The sequence below is a fragment of the Paraburkholderia panacisoli genome (assembly GCF_008369935.1).
Classification (GTDB): Bacteria; Pseudomonadota; Gammaproteobacteria; order Burkholderiales; family Burkholderiaceae; genus Paraburkholderia; species Paraburkholderia panacisoli.
In genome coordinates, this window is sequence record NZ_VTUZ01000029.1 from 76,789 (window position 1) to 98,626 (window position 21,838).

Sequence of the window (21,838 nt, forward strand, 5' to 3'; positions counted from 1 at the left end):
ATTTCAGTGGCGAAGTGAGGGCGTGCGCCGCGCGGGCCATAGCGCCGGCTCACGACGCTGTGTGGATCAGGACTGAACCGGCCACGCCTGCTCGATCGCATGCAGCGCGCTCAGCACGATCGAGCGATTCAACGCGGCGGCGAGCGTGCCATCGCGTTCCGCATACGCCTCGCACAGCCGTTGATGGTCCGCGCACGAGCGTTGCAGGCGGCCCGGCAGCGTCGTGCTGAGGTGCCGCAGACGATTGGTGCGCATCCGCATCGAGTCGAGCACTTCCTTGAAGATGCCGTTGCGGCACACGCGCAATTCTTCGTCGCGGAACGCGACGTTGGCCCAGAAATAACCGTCGACGTCCCCTTGCGCGGCGACCTCGGCCAGACGCTGATGCGCGCGCCACAGCGACGCGATGTCGTCGTCGGTGGCGTGCTCGACGATCGCGAGCGAGACCTGCGCGTAGAGAATCGCGCGAAGCTGATAGATCTCCCGCACGTCCTTCAGATTGACCGCCGACACACGAGGCCGCCGGCGCGGCGACCAGTCGACCAGTCCTTCGCGGCTCAGCACGAACAGCGCCTCGCGCGCCGGCGTGCGGCTCACGCCGAAACGTCTGGCGAGATCGACCGAGTTCAGATCGTCGCCCGCCGCCAGCCTGCCTTCGATGATCGCGCGCGCCACCCAGTCGACGATCTCCGCCACCGGCGACGCTTCGCCGTCGTCCGCGGGCGCGCTTTTGTCGACATCCTGGTCCATCGCGTGTCCTCTCGTGAAAGCGTGCCGGGGCGGGCACAGCAGCGGATTCTAGCAAACCGCCGTGCTCGCCAGCGCCGCTGGTCCGACGCACCAAGCCGAATCAAGTGTATACATTTCTGCTCTCCACCTCTTGAATTTATCGAAGACATCGCATTATCATGCGTCAAGTGTCGACACTAAAGACAAAAAGCCGACACGCTGATTCCATACAGACCAGGAGACGTCATGTACATGGAAAAGGAAGTCGCCGGGACCGCGCATGCCGCGCCCAGCGTGTCGGCGCGGCTCGACCGCTTGCCGCCTACGCGGTATTTCAGCGGCCTCGTGGTGCGCATTGCGATCGGCGGATGGTTCGAGTTCTACGAAATGTTCATGGCCGCCTATATCTCGCTGGGCCTGATCGGCAGCGGCCTCTACCGTGCCACCACGGCGGGTCTGTTCGACGTGAACGGCTTCGCGAGCTTTCTCGGCTCGTTCTTCGCGGGCATGTTCGTCGGCACGGTCGCGCTGGGCGGCTTCACCGACCGCTTCGGACGGCGCGCAGTGTTCACCGGCGCGATGCTGATCTACTCGGTGGCGACCTTCGTCGCGGCGTTTCAGACCTCGCCGGAAGCCATGGACCTGTGGCGCTTTTTCGCGGGCATCGGCATCGGCGTGCAACTGATTACCGTCGATACCTACATATCCGAACTCACGCCGTATCGCGCGCGCGGACGTTATTCGGCCTTCAGCATTCTCGTCATTCTGACTTCCGTGCCGGTCGTCGCGGTGCTGTCGTATCTGCTGGTGCCGCACACGGTGCTCGGACTCGACGGCTGGCGCTGGGTGATGATCATCGGCTCGGCCGGCGCGATCCTGATCTGGTTCATGCGGCGCGGTCTGCCCGAGTCGCCGCGCTGGCTCGAAAGCAAGGGCCGCGAGGCCGAGGCGCACGCGATCGTCGATGCGATCGAGGCGCGCGTGATTGCGGAGACCGGGCGCACGCTCGCACCGCCGGGACTGGACGCGCCCGCGTCGTCCCGTGGCGAGCGAGGCTCGTGGGCGGAAATGTGGCAGGGCCGCTATCTCAAACGCACCGTGATGTTGTCGATGTTCAACTTCTTCCAGACCTTCGGCGTGTACGGCTTCGGCGCATGGGTGCCGGTGCTGCTGTACTCGAAGGGGATCACGATCACGCACTCGCTGCTCTATACGATGGTGATCGCGTTCACGACGCCGCTCGGCGCGTTCGGCGCGATGCTCTGCGCCGAACGCGTGCAGCGCAAATGGCAACTGGTGGGCTCCGCGATCGCAGTGGCGGTGGCCGGCGTGCTGTTCGGCATGGTGCGCGAGCCGGTGCTGATCGTGCTGTTCGGCGGCATCGTGACGATCGCGAACAACTGGATGATCGGCATCTTTCACACCTATCAGGCGGAGCTGTATCCGACCCGCATCCGGGCTCGCGCGGTCGGTTTCGTATTCAGCTGGAGCCGGGTCAGTTCGATCTTCGTGGGTTTCTGGGTGGCGGCGCTGCTCAAGCATTCGGGCGTGCCTGCCGTATTCGTGCTGATTTCGTCAGCCATGCTTGTGATCGTCGTGATGGTCGGCCTGTTCGGGCCGCGCACCAACGGCGTTCGTCTCGAGGAGTTGTCTCAATGAGTTCCATTGCCGCCGCGTTCGCGCAGGGCCTTCACCAACTGGCGCAGCGTCCGTTGCCGGATCACGTCGCGCGCGAAGCCGGGCGCTCGCTCATCAACGTGATCGGAACGTCGATCGGCGCGTGCAAGCATCCGGGCGTCGCTGCGATTGTCGCGGCCGCCCGCGAACTGGGCGTCGCCGAAACGGCACCGGTGCCGGGACGCGCCGAACGTGTCGACAGCCATTTCTCCGCGCTGGCGACCGGCTTCGCGGGCCACCTCGACGATTTCGACGACACCCATCTCGTCACCGTGATCCACCCGGCCGCGTCGGTGTTCGCGGTGCTGACCGCGCTCGCGCCCGACACGCGTCCGAGCGGCGCGCTGGCGCTGCGCGCGTTCGCGCTCGGCTGCGAGGCGCAGTTGCGGGTCGGCGTATCGATCTCACCGGAACACTATGACCGGGGCTGGCATATCACCGGCACGTGCGGTGTGATCGGCTGCGCGGTGACCGCGGCGCTGCTGCTCGGCTTCGATCAAGCGACTCTGGCCCAAGCCGTTTCGATTGCCGCTTCGATGTTCGTCGGGCAACGCGAGGCGTTCGGCACGATGACCAAGCCTTATCACCCGGGCAAGGCCGCCGCGAACGGCATTGCCGCCGCGCGGCTCGCGCAGCGGGGCGCGCGCGCGGCGGCGGATATCTTCGAAGCGCCGGGCGGTTACTCGCACTCGCTGTCGACCCGGGTCGACTTCGCGCAGATGAACGGCGAGTTCGGCGAGCGTTGGGAGTTGCTCTTCAATACCTACAAGCCATATCCGTGCGGGATCGTCGCGCATCCGGCCATCGACGGCGGTCTCGCGCTCGCCACGCGAATCGACGACGTGGCTTCGATCGAGACCATCACGCTGCGCTGCCATCCGCTCGTGCCCGAACTGATGGGCAACCCGCAGCCGAAGGACGGTCTGCAGGCACGCTTCAGTGCGATTCACGGCGTCGCGGCGGCGCTCTGCGACCGGCAGGTGGGCCTCGCGCAATACGAGGATCAGCGCGTGGTGCGCGACGACGTCCGCGCGCTGCGCGCGAAAACGACGCTCGCACCGGATGCGTCGGTGCAGCGCGACGAAGTGTTCATCGAGGTGCGGCTCCATGACGGCTCGACTTTCGCGCATCACGTCGAGCATGCGCGCGGCAGCCTCGCGCGCCCGCTCACCGACGATGAACTGATGGACAAGGTCCGCCTGCTGGTGGACCCGCACTTGGGCAATCACGCCGCCGCGCGGCTCGCGGCCATCGTCGAAGGACTCGATGCCGCGACCAATCTCGACGCGCTGTTCTCGCTCTGTACTTCGAACAAGGAATTGAATCATGCATAACCCCGCCGCTCAGTCCGCCGTGTCCGATGCGCTTGTCGGATTCGCCGCCATCCCGTTGATGGATCAGCGCGCGCAGTTCATTGCCAGACAGACTGTGCGCGAAGCACGGGAGCGCAGCGCCACTGCCGGCGATGCCGGGCGCGAACTCACCGCGCTGCTGCAATCGCAAGGCCATGTGCCGAACGACACGCGCGTGCGCGCGTGGGTGCTCGGCGCGACCCTCGCCAGGCGTGCGCCGGCTTCGACGGCGACGCCCGTTCTGGCGGCGGTGATCGCGATGGGCGACGAGCTCGCGGCCTCCGATGACGAGATCGCAGCGGCGGCCGCCGTCGGTATCGAAGCGGCGGCGCGGATTCTTGCCGCCGTCGATAGCGACGAGTTCCGCGCGCGCTGGAACGTGGCGTCCGCCGTCGGCATTCTCGGCGCGGCGCTGGCGCTCGCACGTCTGCACAAGCTCGATCAGACGCGCACGCGTCACGCGCTCGGCATTGCGGCGACCCAGGCGGCGGGACTCGCGCGCAACCAGGGTGAGGCGCTGGCCGCGATCGAAACCGGCAAGGCCGCCGCCGATGCGATCGAAGCCACGCTGCTCGCCAAACATGGCTTCACCAGCGCGCCCGCGTCGATCGATGGCCGCCGGGGGTTCGCGGCCTTGATGGCTTACCGGTTCGATGTGGCGTCGATCACCGACGGGCTCGGCACGCGCTGGGTGTCGATGAACTTTTGATTGAACCGACGGCGCGCGTAATGAGTCGACGGAATGCGCCGCGACCCATACGCGCGCCGCCTCGCCCGTCCAACTGATTATCCAGAACAACAAGGAATCTGCATGTCCGAGTGTCACATGCTGGCGCGCCGCCGCGTGCTTCAATCGGTCGGCGCCATCGCCGCCCTGACGCTGTCTCCTACCCGCCTCTTCGCCGCCGACAGTGTCGACGTGACCGGCCAGCTCGCGCGCTACATGGTATCGGCACGCAGCAACCCGCTCCCCGACCCGGTCGTGCTCGCGTGCAAGCATCGCATTCTCGACACCTTCGGCGCGATGGTGTCCGGTTCCCGCATGAAACCGGGCACGATGGCGGTGAACTACGTTCGCGGACTCGGCGGCGAGCCGCAAGCCTCGGTGGTCGGCGCGCCGTTTCGCACCACGGCGATCAACGCCGCGCTCGCCAACGCGATGTGCGCGCACTCCGACGAAACCGACGACTTCGAGCCCGTCACCAAGGCCCATCCTGGCAGCTCGGTCGTGCCGGCCGCGCTGGCGCTGGCCGAACGCGAAGGCAGCAGCGGCGAAGCGCTGATTCGCGCGGTCACGCTCGGCTACGACATGGCCTGCCGTCTGCTAATGGCGCTCGGGCCGGATCTGGTGCGCGGCACGCATCGCAGCGCCGAGGGCACCGCGTCCACTTTCGGCGCGCTCGGCGCCGCGGCGTCGCTCGCGCAACTGGATGAACTGCGGATGCGCTACGCGATCTCCTATTCCGCGCAGCAGGTATCGGGCTTGTGGAGCTGGGTGAAGGACAAGGACCACATCGAAAAGGCATTCGACTTCGCGGGCATGGGCGCGCGCAACGGCGTGACGGCGGTCGACATGGTGCAGGCCGGTCTCACCGGCGTCTACGATGTGCTCGACGGCACCAACAATCTGTTCATCGCGTTATCGACCAGTCCGAAGCCGCAAGCAATGCTCGACGGACTCGGCAGCCGCTTCTACGTCACCGAGACGGCGATCAAGACGTACTCCGTCGGCTATCCGATCCAGTCGCCGCTCGACGCGTTGCTGACACTGCGCAAGCAATACGGACTCACCCCGGACAACGTGCGCAGCATCGTCGTGAAAATTCCCACCGACGCCGAGGGCATAGTCGGCGACAGCGCGATGCCCGACGTCAATTGCCAGCATCTCGTGGCGCTCGCGCTCGTCAAAGGAGCGGTGTCGTTCGCCGACAGTCACGATGTCGCGCTGATGCACGACCCGCGCATTGTCGCGCAGCGCGCGAAGGTCACCGTGACGCCGGACGCCGCGTTGATGGACCCGGCCGCACCGCGTGGCGCGATTGTCGAAGTCACGCTGACCGATGGCCGCAAGGTCGATCACTTCACTAAATTCCCGCCGGGTACGAAAGAAAACCCGTTGAATACCGAAGCGGTCAATGCGAAGGCGCGCGACTTGATGGCGCCGGTGCTTGGCGCGCGAAAGACCGATCAGCTTATCGATCGGATCAACACACTGGAGAGCGTGGACAACGTTCGGCAGTTGCGTCCGTTGTTCACGATTTGATTCGCCAGCGCGCGATGCGCAGCGGTGAGCCGGCGCGTGTGGCGAGAAGATCGCAACGAATCTTGCCACCGCTGCCGCGCCCTGAATGCGCGAATGGCCTGCTTCACCATGCGGCGAAAACAGGCCATTCGTGTTCGATGCGAATTGATCCGGCGCGAGCCGAGGGCTCGCGCCGCGCCCGATTAGCGAGCGTAGCTGACGACCGGAGCCGAGTACGAACTCGACGCGGAATCCGCACGGCCTCCTGCCTGCGACGAACCATTGGCGGCCGACCCATAGCCGCTGGTTTGCGCAACGTTGTTTTGAGCCGCGACACGCGCTTCGGCCGCTTGAATGTCTGCCGGGTAGTTGTAGTTGTCCCCGGTGGCCGGGTTATAGCCGGCCTTTTCCAGTTGCACCAGCTCCGATCGCACTTGAGCGCGCGTCACCGGTTGGCTGGATTGAGCAAACGCGGCGAGCGGGGCGGTAATGAGAGCGGCGATAACGGCGGCTTCGATCAGCGACTTCATGGTTACAACCTCCATAGATTGCTTTGCACGGTGCTGGAGACTTGTTGTGTCCCGCAGCGAATGAAAACAGTCTAGGAGTCCGAGTATCTAGGGTAAACCCCTAATTCACGAATTAACTCTTGCGTTATCCGTGCTTAATCCCGTTTCGATATGAACGATCGTGCTTTAATTGCATCATTTCATGCAGATATCGCCGCCGATGTCGTGGGCTAAACTCGTAGCGCACGCCGAGGCATCGCCCGCGCAATGCGCCACGGCCCCGCAGTTCAACCGACGAGACCACCGCCCATGCCCCAGCCTGCCGTTCTGCCCTCGTACCAGGACACCGTGCGCGCTGAATGGGTCGACTACAACGGTCACTTGCGCGACGCGTTCTATATGCTGATTTTCAGCTTCGCGACCGATGTGCTGATCGACCTGATCGGTTTGCCCGACGCGGTGCGCACGGCGCGCCGCCGCTCTATCTACACGCTCGAAGCGCATCTCAACTATCTGCACGAGATCAAGGAAGGCGCACAGGTTCGCGTCGACATGCGCGTGCTCGGGCACGATGCGAAGCGCCTGCATCTGTATCTCGAGATGTTCAGCGGGCATCACGGCGAGCCCGTGGCCGCCGGCGAGCAGATGTTGCTGCATGTCGATACCAGCGGCCCGCGCGCCGTCGCATTCGACCACGACGTCGCGGCTCGGGTGCGCGAATTCGCCGACGCGCATGCCGCGCTGCCGCCGGCAAGATTCGCGGGGCGCGTGATCGGTCTGCGCGCCGCAACGTAACGCAATCGGAGTGGACATGCTTGAAGCGGAAATTGCCGCATTCGTCGAAAAGGCCACCGCGATCTATCCCGCGCATACCACGCCATTGACGCCGCCTGAACAGCGCGCACTGTACGACCGCTACGCGGCGATGCTGACTCCGCCGCTGCCGGATGAAATCACGGTGCAGGACGCCGGGCTGCGGTCCGGTGCGGGTCATGAGATCGCGCTGCGGCTTTACCGGTCTCGTGCAAAGACACGCGAAGACGTGCGCGGCACCGTGCTGTATTTTCACGGCGGCGGCTTCGTACTCGGATCGCTGAACAGTCATCAGATGGTGACCGCGCGCCTTGCCGCCGACACCGGGCTCGACGTGGTCGCGGTCGACTACCGTCTGGCGCCCGAACACCGCGCGCCGGCTGCGCATGACGATTGCCTGGAAGTGACGCGCGCCGCGTTGAACGGACGCTTGCCGTTCGACCTGCTCGACAACGCCGCGCTGCAACTGGCCGGCGACAGTGCCGGCGGCACGCTGGCGGCCAGCGTCGCGATGCGGCTGCGTGACGAAGGCATTCAACGCGTGCGCGGATTGGCGCTGGTGTATCCGATGCTCGGCACCGATCCTCAACCGCCGGCACGCGACACCGAAGCGCATGCACCGATGCTGACACTCGTCGACGTGCATACGTTCCGCGATCTGTATTGGGGCAAGGGCGACTCCGCGTCGTACCCCTTATGGACGATCCCGCTCGACGCGGCGCGCTTCGACGGCCTGCCGCCGACGCTGGCGATCGGCGCGGAGCACGATCCGTTGAGGGACGATGCGCGCGTGTTCGTCGAGCGTATCAACGCAGCCGGTGGACACGCGCAATTGCGGATCGGCACCGGACTCGTGCATGGATGTTGGCGCGCGCTTGAATCGAGTCCCGGCGTGCAGGCAATGCATCGGCAAGTGTGCGATTTTCTGGCCGCGCAGGCTCGGGGCTAGGCTGCGTCAGCACGTGGTCGGTCTGAAGCTGGAGAGCCTGAAGGAACGCTTTTGCGTACGCCTTTTTTGCGCGTTCCTATTCCCCGCATGGACTTCGAACCGCATGCCCGTCAACATCGAACGGCCGCCCCCGCCTCGGGCTTCAAGACCGACGCGCAAAACGCGTCGGCGTTCTGGGGTGCGCGCGGTCGGCCGGGGTGCCGGGTTTCGGCAGCCGTATCGTGAAGGTGGTATGCGCGCCGCGCATCGAACTGCATTTGATACTGCCGCCCAACAGCACCGCCGCGCGACGGCCGAACGTCAGTCCCACGCCCGTGCAGCTTACATGCCGCCTGGTCGAAAAGAACGCGTCGAAAATAAACGTGACGAGCACGTACAGGCCGAACACCACGAACAGCGCCGACACGAAAACAGCTGGAATGGCGTACATGTGGCCCTAAGCGTCAGCCAGCTTCAGCGATTGCGCTCGTTCCGCCATTGCGAAAAGGCCACGAGATCCAGACCCACCTCGTCCGGGTCGATACGGGTCCAGCCATAGAACGCGTCGTCCCAGCCTGGGATGCCGCGCGGCGTCAGCTTCCTGACCTCCATCCCGCCACGGTAGGCGAGGTCCGGCCAGAACAGCGGCATCACCTCGCGCACGGCCAGTTGCCTCAACAATTCGGCCGGGCCGCCCTCGTCGGCCACGATCTCGCCCTGCGAAATCCAGTCGTTCTCGGCCCACGCGACGAACACGCTCGGCTTGCCGTCGCGGTCGAACATCAGAATCGCGTTCTGCTCCGGACGCCAGTAGTACTCGACGATGTCTTCTGCGGCCACCACCTCGTCGATCACCTTGCGCGTGCGCGGATCACAATACGTCATGCCGTTTTCGCCGAGCGCCAGCCAGCCTGATTCCGAACAATGCCGGTTCTTGGCGTCCTTCAGAAAGTGGACCAGCCGGTTGGCCGAATCCGCTTCCGTCTTCCTCAGATACAGATCGACGATGCCGGCATTGAAGGCCTTGACCGCGACGGTCTCGTTCGCGACCCCGGTCAACAGCACTTTCGCGCAGCGCAGGTGCGCAATCGAAGAGAGGAATTCGACGCCGCTCATGCCCGGCATGTCGTAATCCACGACGACCGCGGCGACTTCTTCGAAGCGGGAAGGCCGCGCGACGATATCGCGCTCGGCCGAGGTTTCGACGAACCGCTCGACGCCCGGCTCGCTCAGGCAAACCGACGCCGACGCGAACTCCAGCGAATTCTCGCGCGCATGCTGGCGGATATAGCCGAGCGCAGTTTGCGGCCGCGTGAAGAACAGATTGGTAAAAGTGTCCGGAAAGAAGCGGCGCAGCGCATTCAGGTAACTTTCGTTGTCGTCGACGAAAACAACGGTTGCCGGATAAAAAACAGGTGGTCGAATAAAGTTGTTCATATTTTCACGTGGATCTTCACGCCGCCGCTGTGGCACCCCCAAGGCAGCAGGCAAACCAGCGAAAAGGCGTGACCGCGCAACATACCTCGGCGCGACAGCCCCCGGGCTTACGGCACGAGCGAATCTTCGCCGTGAGCCGCATTGTCAGCGCGTTGTGGTTGGCATTGCCGGCCACTGCCTGTTCTTATGGGGACACGCCGGCACGCCGCGTGCTGTTTTTATGCGCCGCCTCGTCGAACGCTGGCTGCCTGGCCGAACTCCCGCTGAAACGTATAGTACAGGCTATAAGCAACAACAGCACAAACTGGCGTTGCATTGCAACACCGCGTGCGAATCAGACGTGGCAGATTAAATTGGGGCGAATTGAAGAAGAATCGCCGCGCATGCAACGAACGGCGATCGACACGGCGGTGCGCGCGACCTGGCCCGTTCAAGGTGCATTCAGATATCAGACATCGTTAGCGCACGGCGCGGGCGGCTCGCATGGGAGCTGTCGGTTTATCATAGATTTATTGCAGCTTTCAACGATTCGTTGGTTTAAATATGACGAATACCGGCAAGGTATTGATAATCGGCCTGCTCGTGGTTGACCTGGGCATCGCCGGTTATTTACTTTTTCCGAAAGACGAGCGGCCACCGGCCGCCACCGGCGCGGTGACTGGCATCGCCGACGCCATGACGGCGGCCAAGGTTGATTCGCGAGCCGGCGAGTCTCATGTGGTGGCCGGCACTGTGGTTCCAACCACGCCGTCTGCCGGCTCGGAGCAGCTCGCAATGGCGCCGCCGCCGCGGCCGATTACCATTGCGCCAGTCGCACCTCCTGCGCCGGCTGCACCGGTTGCGCAACCTGCGCCAGTCGCCCCCGCTGCGCCAGTTGCACCGGTTGCGCAACCTGCGCCGGTCGCCCCTGCCGCCCCTGCCGCCCCTGCCGCCCCCGCAGTACCGGCCGCGCCAGCCGTGACGGTCGCGGGTCCTACAGCGGCGCCCGTCGCGCCTGCCGCGAATAAAGCGGGAGCGCGCCCCGCGAACAACACGTTCGCGTCAGGCAAAATCAAAGTCCAACAACAAACCGCTCAGGCAAAGCCGAAACCAGTGCTGCGGACCGCGCAGACTCGCGGGCAGAAGCGGGACGAATCGCACCGCAACGGCGCGAATTCGCTATCGGCGGCGATGACCGCGCAACTCGTCAGGGAATCCGCCAAGCCCGACCCGTCGCTGCCGATGCCGCCGATGAGCCGCAGCGGCCCGAGCGGCCGGGGCTCGAATCCGGTCGCTGCGGCGATGACCGATCAGCTGGTCAGGGAGTCCTCGAAAGTGACTCCCCCGCAATACGACAAGCACTAAACACTGACGAGGCGCGCGAACGCGGCTCGCATTTCAGGCGCATGCTTCACGCGCATTCATGCCGGGCAGTCACGGACGCGACGCCACCTCATCCAGGTGTTCGAGCAGGTCGGCCGGATCGTCGTAGACCCGCAACGCGCCCGCCCGTTCGAGTTCCTCCGTACCGTACCCTCCGGACAGCAGACCGACGCCCAGCGAACGGCAGCGCCGCGCCGCAAGCATGTCCCAGATGCTGTCCCCGACCACGACCGTATGCTCGATCGGGACGCCAAGGCGCTGCGCGGCCGCCATGAAGAGGTCCGGGTCCGGCTTCGCATATTTGACGTCGTCGCGCGTCACGACGACAGATTTCGCCGGATCGACCCCGAGCGCCTCGAGATTGAGCGCGGCGGTTTCCATCCGGCCGCTGGTCGCCACCGCCCACGGCGTTCCGGCCTGCGTCAGCGCATCGAGCAGTTCGCGCGCGCCCGGCAGCGGACACACCTGCGCGCGCAAGCGCTGATACGCGGCGGCGTGTGCGCGACGCAACCGCTCGCCGCGCTCGACGCTGATTTCACCATGCGTCTCGCGCAGCAGTTGATTGGTGAACAAGCCGCCGCTCATGCCGATCTTGCGATGAATGCGCCACACCGACAGCGGAATGCCTTCGCTATCCAGCGCTTCTTTCCAGGCCAGCACGTGCTGATACACGCTATCGACGAGCGTGCCGTCGAGATCGAATAGAAACGATGTCTGGATTCGCATGGTGGGCTCCGGTAATGACGGGTTCCGCCAATATGCCATGTATCGGCGATCAAGCAGGCCAGTGATCGCACAGCGCGGCGGTGAGCTGTTCTCGTGATCGCGAACGCGGATCTGAATGCCATCGAATAGCGGACACGCGGATTTGCGCACAGTTTCACACACGCTATTACATCGGCCTTTCCCTTCTATTTCAAGGAAACAAAAAGTCATATATGCCCATGTGACGGATTGCCGCTGCGCCGGGACCTTCGTGTTGTGAACCGCATCGCGCCACTCCCGGCGCGCGCCGGAAACCGGTATGCTTTGCCCCCTCCTTGTTCTTTCAATGTCACGCTGCTCTTTCAATGTCACGCGAATTTATTTTTTGACACCACTTTTATTTTCGCCGCCATATCATTGCTGCGCAGTTTTCGCCGTTCCGCTCTGGACTCGCGCAGCGCGCTAGATCCGGCAAACCCGCACGCCAATGCAAAGCCATTGCGAAGCCATTGGCATCGCGTGACGCGCAATCAACACCAATTAAATAACCTGACTTACCGCACTTCTCGCAACAACGGGTAACAAATGCATTGCATGCGCGCTCGCGGCGTTGGTGGAAATAGTGGCGTTGTTGAACAGAGCAATTGTTTCCCTCACTCGCTGTTTAATCACGGATCCAATAACCATGAAAAAGTCTTTGCTCGCCGCCGCGTTGTGCGGCGCCTTCACCATGTCCGCGCATGCGCAAAGCAGCGTGACGCTTTACGGTCTCATCGATACGGGACTGGTGTACACGAATAATCAGCTCGGACACAGCAACTGGCAGCTCGGAAGCAGCTCGACGCAGAACACGGTGTTCGGGCTCAAGGGTTCGGAAGATCTGGGCGCGGGCTTGCACGCGATCTTCAAACTGGAGCAGGGCTTCCTGCTGAACAACGGCGCGCAGGCTTTCTCGGGTAGCGCATTCGGCTCGCAGGCCTGGGTGGGGCTGCAAAGCGACCCGTACGGCACGTTGACGTTCGGCCGCCAGTTCGACGTGATGAACGACCTCGTCGGACCGATCTCGTCCAGCTTCAACACATGGGGCGGCAGCATTGCCGCGCATCCGTTCGAGAACGACAACCTGGCTGCGAATTCGGTCGTCATCAACAACTCGGTCAAGTACGCGAGCCCGCTCTACCACGGCGTCACGTTCGAAACGATGTACTCGTTCAGCAACAAGGCCGGCGACTTCGCGAATAACCGCTCGTACGGCTTCGGTCTTTCTTATGCACAAGGCCCGCTGAATCTCGCCGCCGGCTACCTGCAACTGAACAACGCGGGCAACGGCACCGGCGCGGTGACCACCGGCGATACGAGCGCGAACTTCATCGCGGAACGCCAGCGTATCTGGTCGCTCGGCGGCAACTACACGTTCGGGGCGGCCACCGTCGGCCTGCTGTGGAGCCACACGCAGATCGACAACGTGGCGGGCGTGTTCTCGTTCGGCACGGGCAGCTACCTCGGCGCGACCGACAGCTCGGCCGGCACCCTCGCCGGTTCGCTGCGCCTCGACAATTACGAAGTGAACGCGAAGTACGCGCTCACGCCGGCGTTGAGCGTGTCGGGTGCATACACGTTCACGCACGGCGCGTATAACGGCTCGTCGCCGGGCTGGAACACGGCCATGCTGCAAACCGACTACGCGGTGAGCAAGCGGACCGACTTCTATCTCGAAGGCGTGTACCAGAACGTGCACGGCGCGCCTGCGGATTCCGTGCTGTCGCATGCGATGATCAACACGCTGTCGCCGTCGTCGACGAATACGCAGGTGGCCGTCACGGTGGGCATGCGTCACGCGTTCTGAGCGGCTTTTTTAACGCGTAGTTGATCAAGACGTATGGCCGGCTTTGGTCGGCCATACGTTGAGTTTTCTCTGTGCTGACGGGCTTGCATGCGTGCGCATGCGAGACCGATGGGTTATTGCGCGCACAGCGCTCGAACCGGCTTCCGTATGAAGCTGCCCTGGCACACTTGCGTCGTCCATATTCAGCTTTCTGCGTGTCCTGGGAGTCGACGCTGCCATCCACGCGCACGCTCACTTCGTTTTTTCCGAAGCTTCGCTCCCTGATTAGCAGGTTTATCCGATCCCTCTGTCAACGCAGACTAAGGCTCCTCACCACTGCGGACAGCCTCCGCGAAAAGGAACCCTATCATGCGAACCTATCCGCGCAACAGTCCTCAAGCCGCTGCACGCATCGTGGCGCTGGCCCTGACTTCCGACGGGCACGTATGCAGCTCCGAGGAGAACGCGCTCGAAAGTATGGGCATCGCCGGCGAACTCGGTCTCGCACCGGCACAATTCGCGCAGATCGTGCAGACGCTGTGCGAGGATCGCTCAGTCGCGCAGGTGTCGCGCGAGCTGACGGTGGGCCATCTCGACGCGGCGCTGCTTGCCACGCTGATCGACGAGATCGACGACCCCGGGTTGCGTCGCAAGATCATGCGCCTGTGCATGGCCGCGACGATCGCGGACGGGCATCTGGCGGATGGCGAGATCGCTTTGCTCGCAACGGTGTTCAACGCATGGGGCGTCCAACTCCGCGAATGACCGTCCGCCTGACCGCGACGCAAACCGCCGCGCAACTATGAGCGCGCGGCGGCCAGCACCTGCGACGCGAGCGCATGATGCTGCCCGCGCCGCGACCGGATCGCGTGAATCTCTTCGACCACGCCTTCTGCGCGCCCCAACCAGCGCAGGCCGCGCAGCAACGACAAGTCTTCGGCGCCCAGTTCCGCGAGCGGAAACACGCCGAGGCCGCGCGCGGCGAACACCGCCATCAGCGCGCTGTCCTCGAACTCGCCGACGATTCGCGGCCGGATGCCTTCAGCCTCGAACCACCGGTCGAGCCGCGCGCGCAACGCGCCGTGCCGGGTCGGCAGAAGCACGGGTATGTCAGCGAGACAGTGCGGAAAACCGGCGCGGGAGGACTTGCGGACCCTCTCCGCGGGCCCGTACCAGTCCACCGGCGAGCCCACGAGACGCTGGCTCAGCACGCGCAGATCCGCGTTGTGCGGCGCCGGCTGGCAGGCGAGCACGAGATCGAGCCGATGCAGCGCGAGTTCCGACAACAGGTGCGCAGGTTCGCCCTCGTGACAGAGCAGCCTGAGCGACGGCGTATTCAGCACTGGCGCAAGCAGCGCGTGCGCGGCAAGCTTTGAAATGCCGTCCGACAGACCGACTGCGAGCCGCGCGACACCTTCCTCGCCTGCGTCACGCATCTCGTCGAGCAGTGCCTCGCCGAGCTGAAAAATCTGCTCCGCGCGATTGAAGGCCATCTCGCCGGCCTCGGTCATCGTGACGCCGCGCCCCGCGGGTTTCAGCAGCTGCCGCCCGATCGACTTCTCCAGCTCGCGCACCTGCGCGCTAATGGTCTGGACGGCCATATCGAGCCGTTCGGCCGCGCGCGCAAAGCCGCCTTCCTTCACGACGATCCAGAAGTAGTACAGATGGCGGTAGTTGAGCATGCGCTGGACAGTTCGAAATAAACGATATGTTCTTCAGCTTATCACTGATTTATCCGAATCTCGAACAGCGCGAAGATGGCGACATCGCGATTCTCATCGCATTGATTTTTCACGGCGCCCTATGGATTCCCTGCTCGCACTCATAGCCGACCCTGCCGCGTGGGCAGCGCTTCTGACGCTCGTCGTGATGGAAATCGTGCTCGGCATCGACAACCTGATCTTCATTTCGATCCTCAGCAACAAGCTGCCCGAAGCCCAACGCGCGCGCACGCAGCGCATCGGCATCCTGCTCGCGCTGGTCATGCGGCTGGCGCTGCTCGGCACGGTCGCGTGGATCGCGCAACTGACCGAAGCCGCGTTCACGCTTTTCGGCCACGAATTTTCGTGGCGCGATCTGATCCTGCTCGGCGGCGGCCTGTTCCTCGTGTGGAAGGCGACCAGTGAAATCCACCACCACGTGACTCATGCGGACGAAGCCAGCGACAAGGCCAGCACGACCGTCCAGTTGACGGTGGCGGCCGCGATCGGCCAGATCCTCTTACTCGACATCGTGTTCTCGATCGACAGCATCATCACCGCGGTGGGGATGACCGAGCATCTGCCGATCATGTTTGCCGCGGTGATCGCGGCAGTCATGGCGATGCTGTTCGCTGCGCGTCCGCTGTCGCGCTTCATCGACCGCAATCCGACGGTCGTCATGCTTGCGCTGAGCTTCCTGCTGGTGATCGGCATGGCGCTGATCGCCGAGGGCTTCGGCTCGCATGTGCCGAAGGCGTATATCTATGCGGCGATGGCGTTCTCCGCCTTTGTCGAGGCAATGAACATGCTGGTGCGCCGCGCGAAATCGAAACGCGCGGTGACCGGCACGTAACCGGTCCCACTCAAGGAGCGACATGATGAAGTGCCCCGTTTGCAAGACGATCGACCTGCTGATGACCGAGCGCCGCTCGATCGAGATCGACTACTGCCCGCAATGCCGGGGCGTATGGCTCGATCGCGGCGAACTCGACAAACTGATTGCGCAGGACGTGGGAGAGGCCGACGCGCCCTCTGCCGCGCGCGCCGGTCGCGAGGAGCGCCGGGACCGGGAACCTGCGCACGACAGCGAACGAAGTCACGGCTACGACGAGCATCGGACGGAGTATCGAACGCATAAAAAGAAGCGCTCGATCTTCGATATGTTCGACTTCGACTGAACGCGCCGGGTTTAGCGTGCTTTACCGCGCGAGCCTTTACCGCCGGCTGCGGCGCGCGGCGTGTCTTTATTCGTGGGCGCGCCGCCGTTCATCTGCTCGAGCCACGACAAGGTGTCGACGTAAGACAGAAACTGCTTCAGATACCCCGGCGACAACTCGCGCATCAACGAGAGCGACCGGTGCACGAGGCTGCTCGAATTGAGCGGGCCGGCGTTGCCGGGCACCTGCGCGAGTGACTGGCGCAACTGCTTTTCGGTGCGGACTTTGGACCAGACTTCCCTGAAGTAGTCGAGTGCGGGCAGGTCGGGATACGAAGCAGTGCCGTCGTGCCGTGCTGACGCATGCCGGGCGATGCGGTCGATCACCCCGGCAAGTGTTTCTCGATCTGCCTCGCTTGAGGCCGATGTTCGCGCCGCGGCGGCATCCGCTTGCGCCGTTGCGGCCGCGGCGCGTTCCAGATCGATCGCATACGCATCGAGCAAGCCTCGCAGCCGTTCGTCGAGGATGCGTCGCGCGTCGCCGTTGTGGCTGGCCGCGCGCCGCTCCAGCGCCGCGATGAATTGAAAGCGCACAGGGTTCAGACGATCCGCTCCGCGCTCGCGCCACGCGTCGAGCGTCGCGCGCGCTTCACTCGTCACGCCTTGATCACTGCGATCGCCGTTGCCGTCGCTACGCACCTGGCTTCACCGTTGCAGTCGACGGCCTCGGCACAGGCGCAATTTCCACGCGACGGTTTTTCGCCCGCCCCTGCTCGTCGGTATTCGAGCTCACCGGCTGTCCGGAGCCGAACGCGGCGGCGAACACCGACGACGCCGGCACGCCTGCGTCGATCAACGCACGCGTCACCGTCAACGCGCGCTGCGCCGACAGCTCCCAGTTGTCCGCGAATCGGCGATTGCCTTCGCGCAAGCGCTGGTCGTCGGTAAAGCCGCTCACCATCAGGATCTGCTCGTTGGCCTGCAAATAGGCCGCCAGCGGTCCGGCCAGGCTCTTCAGCAGATCGCGGCCTTGCGGCTGCAACTGATCGGAATTCAGCGCGAACAGCACGTTGCCGCTAATGCCGATGCGTCCGTTGACGAGCGTCACGCGCCCTGCGGCCAGCGGCCCGGCGAGCGCCTGCTCCAGCGTCTTGCGGCGCTGCGTTTCCGCCTGGCGCTGCTTGACCTCCTGCTCCAGCTTGCTCGACAGTTCGAGCTGCACGCCGATCACGCCGACCAGAATCAGCACGAACGCGCCGAGCAGCACCGACATCAGATCGCCGAACACCGGCCAGATCGGCGCGACCGGCTCCACGCCGCCGTCGATTTCGTCGCTCATACGGCGTCGGCTCCGACGGACGCGCGCTGGCTTGCGAGCAGTTGCAGGTCTTCGACGATCTGCTTCTGCGACATCACGCTCAGGTCGACGACTTCACGCGCCTGCGCGACGTAATAGGCGAGTTGTTCGTCGCTGCGCGCGAGCGACTTGTCGAGCGCGGTTTCGATACGTTGCAGATGCGTCACCAGCTTGTCGTTCGATTCGCCGAACATCTGCACGGCCGCGCCGAACGCTTCGCCCAGGCTCGCCACCTCGACGGCGCTGCCGGTCACCTGCGCGGCGACCGCGCCGAGCTTGCCGGTTTGCAGTTCGACGTGATCGGTGAAGCGCGTGCCGACGCGCTCCAGCAGATCCGCCGACGTGGAGACCAGCGCGTCGACGGCCGTGCGCTGCTCGGTGGATGCGTGGTTCACTGCATCGAGCAGCGTCTCCAGCGTTTCCAGCAGACGGCTGCGCTCCTGCAGCATCGCGGTATCGCGGACCATGCTGTCGGAGAGTTTCTGGCGCAGTTCGGCAACGACTTCGGCTGCGGCCTTCGGTGCTTCCGAGGCCGCCTGCACGAGCCGGCCAATTTCGCCGATCGTCTCGCTGGCATGCGCCTGCGTTTGCGCCGAGATATCGCGCGCGGTCTGCGCGAGCGTTTCGCAGATTTCCTGCTGACGGCTTGCGGTGCGCGCGCCTGTTTGTTCCCACTCTTCGCTCAACTTGCGCGCCATCGCGCCGAGCGAGTCGGTCCACGTGGCCAGCCGTTGCTGATCTTGCGCGGCCAATTCCGCTTGCAGATTCGCAGCAGCCTTCGGCGCTTGCTCCGCCGCTTGCACGAGCCGATCGATCTCGCCGATCGTTTCGCTGGCGTGCGCCTGCGTTTGCGCCGCGATATCGCGCGCGGTTTGCGCGAGCGTTTCACAGATTTGCTGCTGATGGTTTGCGGTGCGTGCGCCTGCCTGCTCCCATTGCTCGCTCAAGTTGCTTGCTATCGAGCCGAGCGTCTCGGTCCACGCGGCCAGCCGTTGCTGATCTTGCGCGGCCAATTCCGCTTGCAGATTCGCAGCAGCCTTCGGCGCTTGCTCCGCGGCTTGCACGAGCCGATCGATTTCGCCAATCGTCTCGCTGGCATGCGCCTGCGTTTGTGCCGCGATATCGCGCGCGGTTTGCGCGAGCGTTTCGCAGATTTGCTGCTGATGGTTTGCGGTACGTGCGCCTGCCTGCTCCCATTGCTCGCTCAAGTTGCTTGCCATCGAGCCGAGCGTCTCGGTCCACGCGGTCAGCCGTTGCTGATCTCGCGCGGCCAATTCCGCTTGCAGATTCGCAGCAGCCTTCGGCGCTTGCTCCGCGGCTTGCACGAGCCGATCGATTTCGCCAATCGTCTCGCTTGCATGCGCGCGCGTCTGCGCGGCGATATCGCGCGCGGTTTGCGCCAACGTCTCGCAGATTTCCTGTTGACGGCTCGCGGTGTGCGCGCCCGCCTGCTCCCACTGTTCGCTCAACTTCCCTGCCATCGACCCGAGCGTCCCGGTCCAGACAGTCAGCCGCTGTTCGTCACGCGACGCCAATTCCGTCTGCAAGTCCGCATGCGACTGACCCACCGTGCTCAACAGCGACGCCGCATGCTGCTCGAAGCTCGCCGAGGCCATAGCCAACGCTTGCTGATTGTGCGCCGCCAGCTTCTCGCCGACACGCTCCTGGCGCGACAGCGCATCCTGCCACGCTTGCGACACGCTGCCCGCCGTCGTCTCCAGCCGCGCGGACACGCCGTCCAGCAGCGCGGCCGAGCGTTGCTCGAAGGTCTCGGCCACGTTCGCGAGCGAGCTGCGCAACTGTGCGGCCAGTTCGTCGTTCGATTGCCGATGTCCGGCTAGCGCGCTGTTCCAGATGTCCGCGACGTTCGTGGCCGTCGCCGCGAAACCGCTCGACAGCCCGTCGAGTTGCCGCTGCACCGCCTGCGAAACCGTCTCGTGCAACGCGGCCGTTTCGCGCGACAGACCGGCCAGCGTCGCCTCCATGACCGGCTGCAGCGCCGCGCCCGCGGCGCGCGCACTGTCGGCGACGCTGTCCTTCAACGACTGCTCGACCGCGCCTGCCAGACGCAGGTACGCGGTCTCGGTGTTGCGATGAAACGCGTGCTGGCTCGCGATCTGCCGCTCGCTCGACGCGGCGCTCTGTTGCTCGAGAGCCGCCATCATCGTTTGCAGACGATCGACCAGCGTCGGCATCACTTCGGCCTGGCGCTGCAAAAGTTTGAAGCTTTCTTCGCGCTGATGACTCTGCGAGTACACGCGCAAGCTCGTCGCGATCTTCACATCGAGCATCTGCGCCGCTTCGAGCCGCTCGCGCCGATACAACGCGGACAGCAGCCCGAGCATCGCGGAAGTCGCGACGCCCGCAATCGAGGTGCCGAACGCGAAGCCCAGCCCCTTGACCGGCGCCGCCAGCGACGCACGTATTGCTTGCAGGTCGGTGGCGCTCTCCAGCGCGATGCCGGTGCCGCGCAGCGTCGCCACCATGCCGAGCAGCGTGCCCAGCATGCCCAGCAACACCAGCAGGCCGACGAGATAAGGGGTCAGCGCCGGCCCCGGCAAGGCCACACGCTCGCCTTCGACGCGCAGCCGCGCCGCGTTGCGCAGGCTCGGATGCAGCGGCTCCAGCCACGCGGCAAGACTCGGCGGCGGCCCGGACAGCCCCGCGACCGCACGCGTCAACGTGGCGGTCGCGTGGCTGTAGCGGCGCAACTCGAGCGCGCCCGTCACGTAGCACGCGACGATCAATAACGTGACGGCCAGCGCCAGCAGGTTCGAACCGACATAGCTGGCGGCGATCCAGCACGCAGCGGCCAGACCTGCCAGAAACACAACGAGATCAATACGATATCTGGACATAGTGTCCCAGTTAGCGGGTGCGAAGGGCCGCGAGCAACCCTTCGACCGGTTGAAAACGAACCTCCAGTTCGGCCAGCAAGACGCTCCGCATGTCTTTGCGGAATACGTCGAGCCATGCGCCGGGGATGACGGGCGCGGCGTCTTCGGAGGCTTCCGGGGCTTCGGTGGTGTCGCAGTCGGCGCGCCTGGCGGAGTCGGCCATGGCGGCGGCGAGCGCTTGCTGCTCGGCCTCCCGCAACCGCTCGAAGTGCCCGGCCAGCATGCCGGGCACGGCGCCCAGCAGATTCCGCTCACGCTCGCCGAGCGCGCGTTCCATCACGGCATCCACCACCGCGAGCCGGGCCAGCGCCGGCGTCCTGGCCGCAAGCATGCCGCGCAGCCGGCCGCGCAGATTGGCAATAGCCGTTTCCATCGACTGCTGGATGGCCTGGTAGCGTTGGCGGAACACCGCGTAATCGACCGGCGCGTCCACCGCGCCTTGCTTTGGCGCGTGCATTTGCCTTTGCATTTGCATTGGCGCGCGTCCATCCCGCCGCGCGGTCGCGAGCACGCTGTCGCCGACGACGGCCTTGGTCAGCGAACTGCGCAGGCGCACGCACTCGGCTTCTTCGGCGCTGCCGAAAACGCGCGCCCCGGCGGCGACGGCGGGCGGACTGCCGTTCAGCGCCGACGACAACGCAATCGCGTCGGTCCAGCCGAGCCATTGACTCAGCCGGTCCGACAGCGATTGCCTGGATTCGGGAACTTCGACATCCGCCAGACGCGCCAGTAAGCGAACGAGCGCGGGGCCGCTGAGCGTTGTGCGCTGGGGGGCTTGCAACATACCACCGGAGGCAAAAAGTCAGCAGTTTACACGCTGGCGAGCCGGGCGCCGATGTCGGTGGCTCCGTGGGTGGTCGGAGAGCGGGTTCGAACTTGGCTGACGCGCGCTTGCGCAAGCCCTTCAGCGGGTTGGTCGTTGGCCGGTCAGGCGTGCTCGTGCGCTCTTACAGCGTGTCTACCTTGACCCTTCAGCAGACTTCCCGCATTCGACGCGCTGCACGATCGTTCCTTGTCACCGATGCCGCTCACAAAGCCGCTGGAGCCGCGAACGGATCACTGTAAGATGAAACCCCGCTCGGGACCGCCCGCCGACTGCGCGCCGCACGGACCAAACCGACGCCCCGCTCGTGAAACGAAAAGGGCCGT

General features: G+C 64.7%; 22 protein-coding genes. 12 read left to right on the forward strand and 10 right to left on the reverse strand.

Annotated elements, in window-relative coordinates; genetic code table 11:
* Positions 1 to 66: 66 nt before the first annotated feature.
* The gene (locus FVF58_RS33110; protein WP_149673966.1) at positions 67 to 750 is read right to left on the reverse strand and encodes a GntR family transcriptional regulator; all 684 of its coding nucleotides are present in this window, start codon (positions 748 to 750) and stop codon (positions 67 to 69) included.
* A gap of 225 nt (positions 751 to 975) precedes the next feature.
* Here FVF58_RS33110 and FVF58_RS33115 point away from each other — a divergent pair, with 225 nt between their 5' ends.
* The 4 genes from FVF58_RS33115 to FVF58_RS33130 all read left to right on the forward strand — a co-directional run bounded on the left by FVF58_RS33115 (position 976) and on the right by FVF58_RS33130 (position 6,021).
* On the forward strand, positions 976 to 2,388 hold the full coding sequence (locus FVF58_RS33115) for an MFS transporter (RefSeq protein WP_149673967.1): 1,413 nt from the start codon (positions 976 to 978) through the stop codon (positions 2,386 to 2,388).
* Positions 2,385 to 3,740: an MmgE/PrpD family protein gene (locus tag FVF58_RS33120; RefSeq protein ID WP_149673968.1), complete on the forward strand. Its 1,356-nt coding sequence runs from the start codon at positions 2,385 to 2,387 to the stop codon at positions 3,738 to 3,740. The genes FVF58_RS33115 and FVF58_RS33120 overlap by 4 nt, the downstream gene beginning before the upstream one ends.
* Entirely contained in the window at positions 3,733 to 4,467 is a 735-nt protein-coding gene (locus FVF58_RS33125) for an MmgE/PrpD family protein (protein WP_149673969.1), read from the forward strand. Before FVF58_RS33120 ends, FVF58_RS33125 begins: the two co-directional genes overlap by 8 nt.
* Positions 4,468 to 4,569: 102 nt before the next feature.
* Positions 4,570 to 6,021, forward strand: a complete 1,452-nt coding sequence (locus FVF58_RS33130) for an MmgE/PrpD family protein (protein ID WP_223191181.1) — start codon at positions 4,570 to 4,572, stop codon at positions 6,019 to 6,021.
* A 182-nt stretch (positions 6,022 to 6,203) separates the two neighbouring features.
* Here FVF58_RS33130 and FVF58_RS33135 read toward each other — a convergent pair whose 3' ends face one another.
* Positions 6,204 to 6,530 carry a DUF4148 domain-containing protein gene (locus tag FVF58_RS33135; RefSeq protein WP_149673970.1) on the reverse strand — a complete coding sequence of 109 codons (327 nt, stop codon included), beginning with the start codon at positions 6,528 to 6,530 and terminating at the stop codon, positions 6,204 to 6,206.
* A gap of 288 nt (positions 6,531 to 6,818) precedes the next feature.
* Here FVF58_RS33135 and FVF58_RS33140 point away from each other — a divergent pair, with 288 nt between their 5' ends.
* Together FVF58_RS33140 and FVF58_RS33145 are read left to right on the forward strand one after the other, a co-directional pair.
* Positions 6,819 to 7,304 carry a thioesterase family protein gene (locus FVF58_RS33140; protein ID WP_149673971.1) on the forward strand — a complete coding sequence of 162 codons (486 nt, stop codon included), beginning with the start codon at positions 6,819 to 6,821 and terminating at the stop codon, positions 7,302 to 7,304.
* 16 nt (positions 7,305 to 7,320) lie between these two features.
* Positions 7,321 to 8,271, forward strand: a complete 951-nt coding sequence (locus FVF58_RS33145; protein WP_149673972.1) for an alpha/beta hydrolase — start codon at positions 7,321 to 7,323, stop codon at positions 8,269 to 8,271.
* Between the two features lie 142 nt (positions 8,272 to 8,413).
* On the opposite strand, the gene FVF58_RS33150 is transcribed toward FVF58_RS33145, so the two are convergent.
* Positions 8,414 to 8,701 (reverse strand): ATP-binding protein, encoded by a 288-nt coding sequence (locus tag FVF58_RS33150; RefSeq protein WP_149673973.1) that lies wholly within the window; start codon positions 8,699 to 8,701, stop codon positions 8,414 to 8,416.
* A 23-nt stretch (positions 8,702 to 8,724) separates the two neighbouring features.
* Entirely contained in the window at positions 8,725 to 9,687 is a 963-nt protein-coding gene (locus FVF58_RS33155) for a response regulator (protein ID WP_149673974.1), read from the reverse strand.
* A 131-nt stretch (positions 9,688 to 9,818) separates the two neighbouring features.
* Between FVF58_RS33155 and FVF58_RS33160 the strand changes: the two genes are divergently transcribed.
* Together FVF58_RS33160 and FVF58_RS51670 are read left to right on the forward strand one after the other, a co-directional pair.
* Positions 9,819 to 10,277, forward strand: coding sequence for a hypothetical protein (locus tag FVF58_RS33160; protein WP_149673975.1), 459 nt, complete (start codon positions 9,819 to 9,821; stop codon positions 10,275 to 10,277).
* Positions 10,231 to 11,031 (forward strand): hypothetical protein, encoded by an 801-nt coding sequence (locus FVF58_RS51670; RefSeq protein ID WP_188130987.1) that lies wholly within the window; start codon positions 10,231 to 10,233, stop codon positions 11,029 to 11,031. Before FVF58_RS33160 ends, FVF58_RS51670 begins: the two co-directional genes overlap by 47 nt.
* Positions 11,032 to 11,100: 69 nt before the next feature.
* Here FVF58_RS51670 and FVF58_RS33175 read toward each other — a convergent pair whose 3' ends face one another.
* Positions 11,101 to 11,775, reverse strand: coding sequence for an HAD family hydrolase (locus FVF58_RS33175; RefSeq protein ID WP_149673977.1), 675 nt, complete (start codon positions 11,773 to 11,775; stop codon positions 11,101 to 11,103).
* A 664-nt stretch (positions 11,776 to 12,439) separates the two neighbouring features.
* Here FVF58_RS33175 and FVF58_RS33180 point away from each other — a divergent pair.
* Both FVF58_RS33180 and FVF58_RS33185 read left to right on the forward strand, forming a co-directional pair.
* A complete protein-coding gene (locus FVF58_RS33180; RefSeq protein WP_149673978.1) occupies positions 12,440 to 13,600 on the forward strand; it encodes a porin in 1,161 nt (386 codons plus the stop codon).
* Between the two features lie 348 nt (positions 13,601 to 13,948).
* Complete coding sequence (locus FVF58_RS33185) at positions 13,949 to 14,344, forward strand: TerB family tellurite resistance protein (protein ID WP_149673979.1); 396 nt, start codon at positions 13,949 to 13,951, stop codon at positions 14,342 to 14,344.
* Positions 14,345 to 14,379: 35 nt separating this feature from the next.
* On the opposite strand, the gene FVF58_RS33190 is transcribed toward FVF58_RS33185, so the two are convergent.
* Complete coding sequence (locus FVF58_RS33190) at positions 14,380 to 15,261, reverse strand: LysR family transcriptional regulator (RefSeq protein ID WP_149673980.1); 882 nt, start codon at positions 15,259 to 15,261, stop codon at positions 14,380 to 14,382.
* 121 nt (positions 15,262 to 15,382) lie between these two features.
* On the opposite strand from FVF58_RS33190, the gene FVF58_RS33195 reads away from it, so the two are divergent.
* Positions 15,383 to 16,132, forward strand: a complete 750-nt coding sequence (locus tag FVF58_RS33195) for a TerC family protein (RefSeq protein ID WP_149673981.1) — start codon at positions 15,383 to 15,385, stop codon at positions 16,130 to 16,132.
* A gap of 25 nt (positions 16,133 to 16,157) precedes the next feature.
* Positions 16,158 to 16,457 carry a TFIIB-type zinc ribbon-containing protein gene (locus tag FVF58_RS33200; RefSeq protein WP_149673982.1) on the forward strand — a complete coding sequence of 100 codons (300 nt, stop codon included), beginning with the start codon at positions 16,158 to 16,160 and terminating at the stop codon, positions 16,455 to 16,457.
* An 11-nt stretch (positions 16,458 to 16,468) separates the two neighbouring features.
* Here FVF58_RS33200 and FVF58_RS33205 read toward each other — a convergent pair whose 3' ends face one another.
* Genes FVF58_RS33205 through FVF58_RS33220 form a run of 4 tightly spaced genes read right to left on the reverse strand, consistent with a single transcriptional unit; the run spans position 16,469 to position 21,473 of the window.
* Entirely contained in the window at positions 16,469 to 17,134 is a 666-nt protein-coding gene (locus FVF58_RS33205) for a DUF2894 domain-containing protein (RefSeq protein ID WP_246217268.1), read from the reverse strand.
* A complete protein-coding gene (locus tag FVF58_RS33210) occupies positions 17,127 to 17,774 on the reverse strand; it encodes an OmpA family protein (protein ID WP_149673983.1) in 648 nt (215 codons plus the stop codon). Before FVF58_RS33210 ends, FVF58_RS33205 begins: the two co-directional genes overlap by 8 nt.
* Entirely contained in the window at positions 17,771 to 20,650 is a 2,880-nt protein-coding gene (locus tag FVF58_RS33215; protein ID WP_149673984.1) for a DUF802 domain-containing protein, read from the reverse strand. The genes FVF58_RS33210 and FVF58_RS33215 overlap by 4 nt, the downstream gene beginning before the upstream one ends.
* Before the next feature lie 10 nt (positions 20,651 to 20,660).
* On the reverse strand, positions 20,661 to 21,473 hold the full coding sequence (locus FVF58_RS33220; protein ID WP_149673985.1) for a DUF3348 domain-containing protein: 813 nt from the start codon (positions 21,471 to 21,473) through the stop codon (positions 20,661 to 20,663).
* Positions 21,474 to 21,838: the final 365 nt, after the last annotated feature.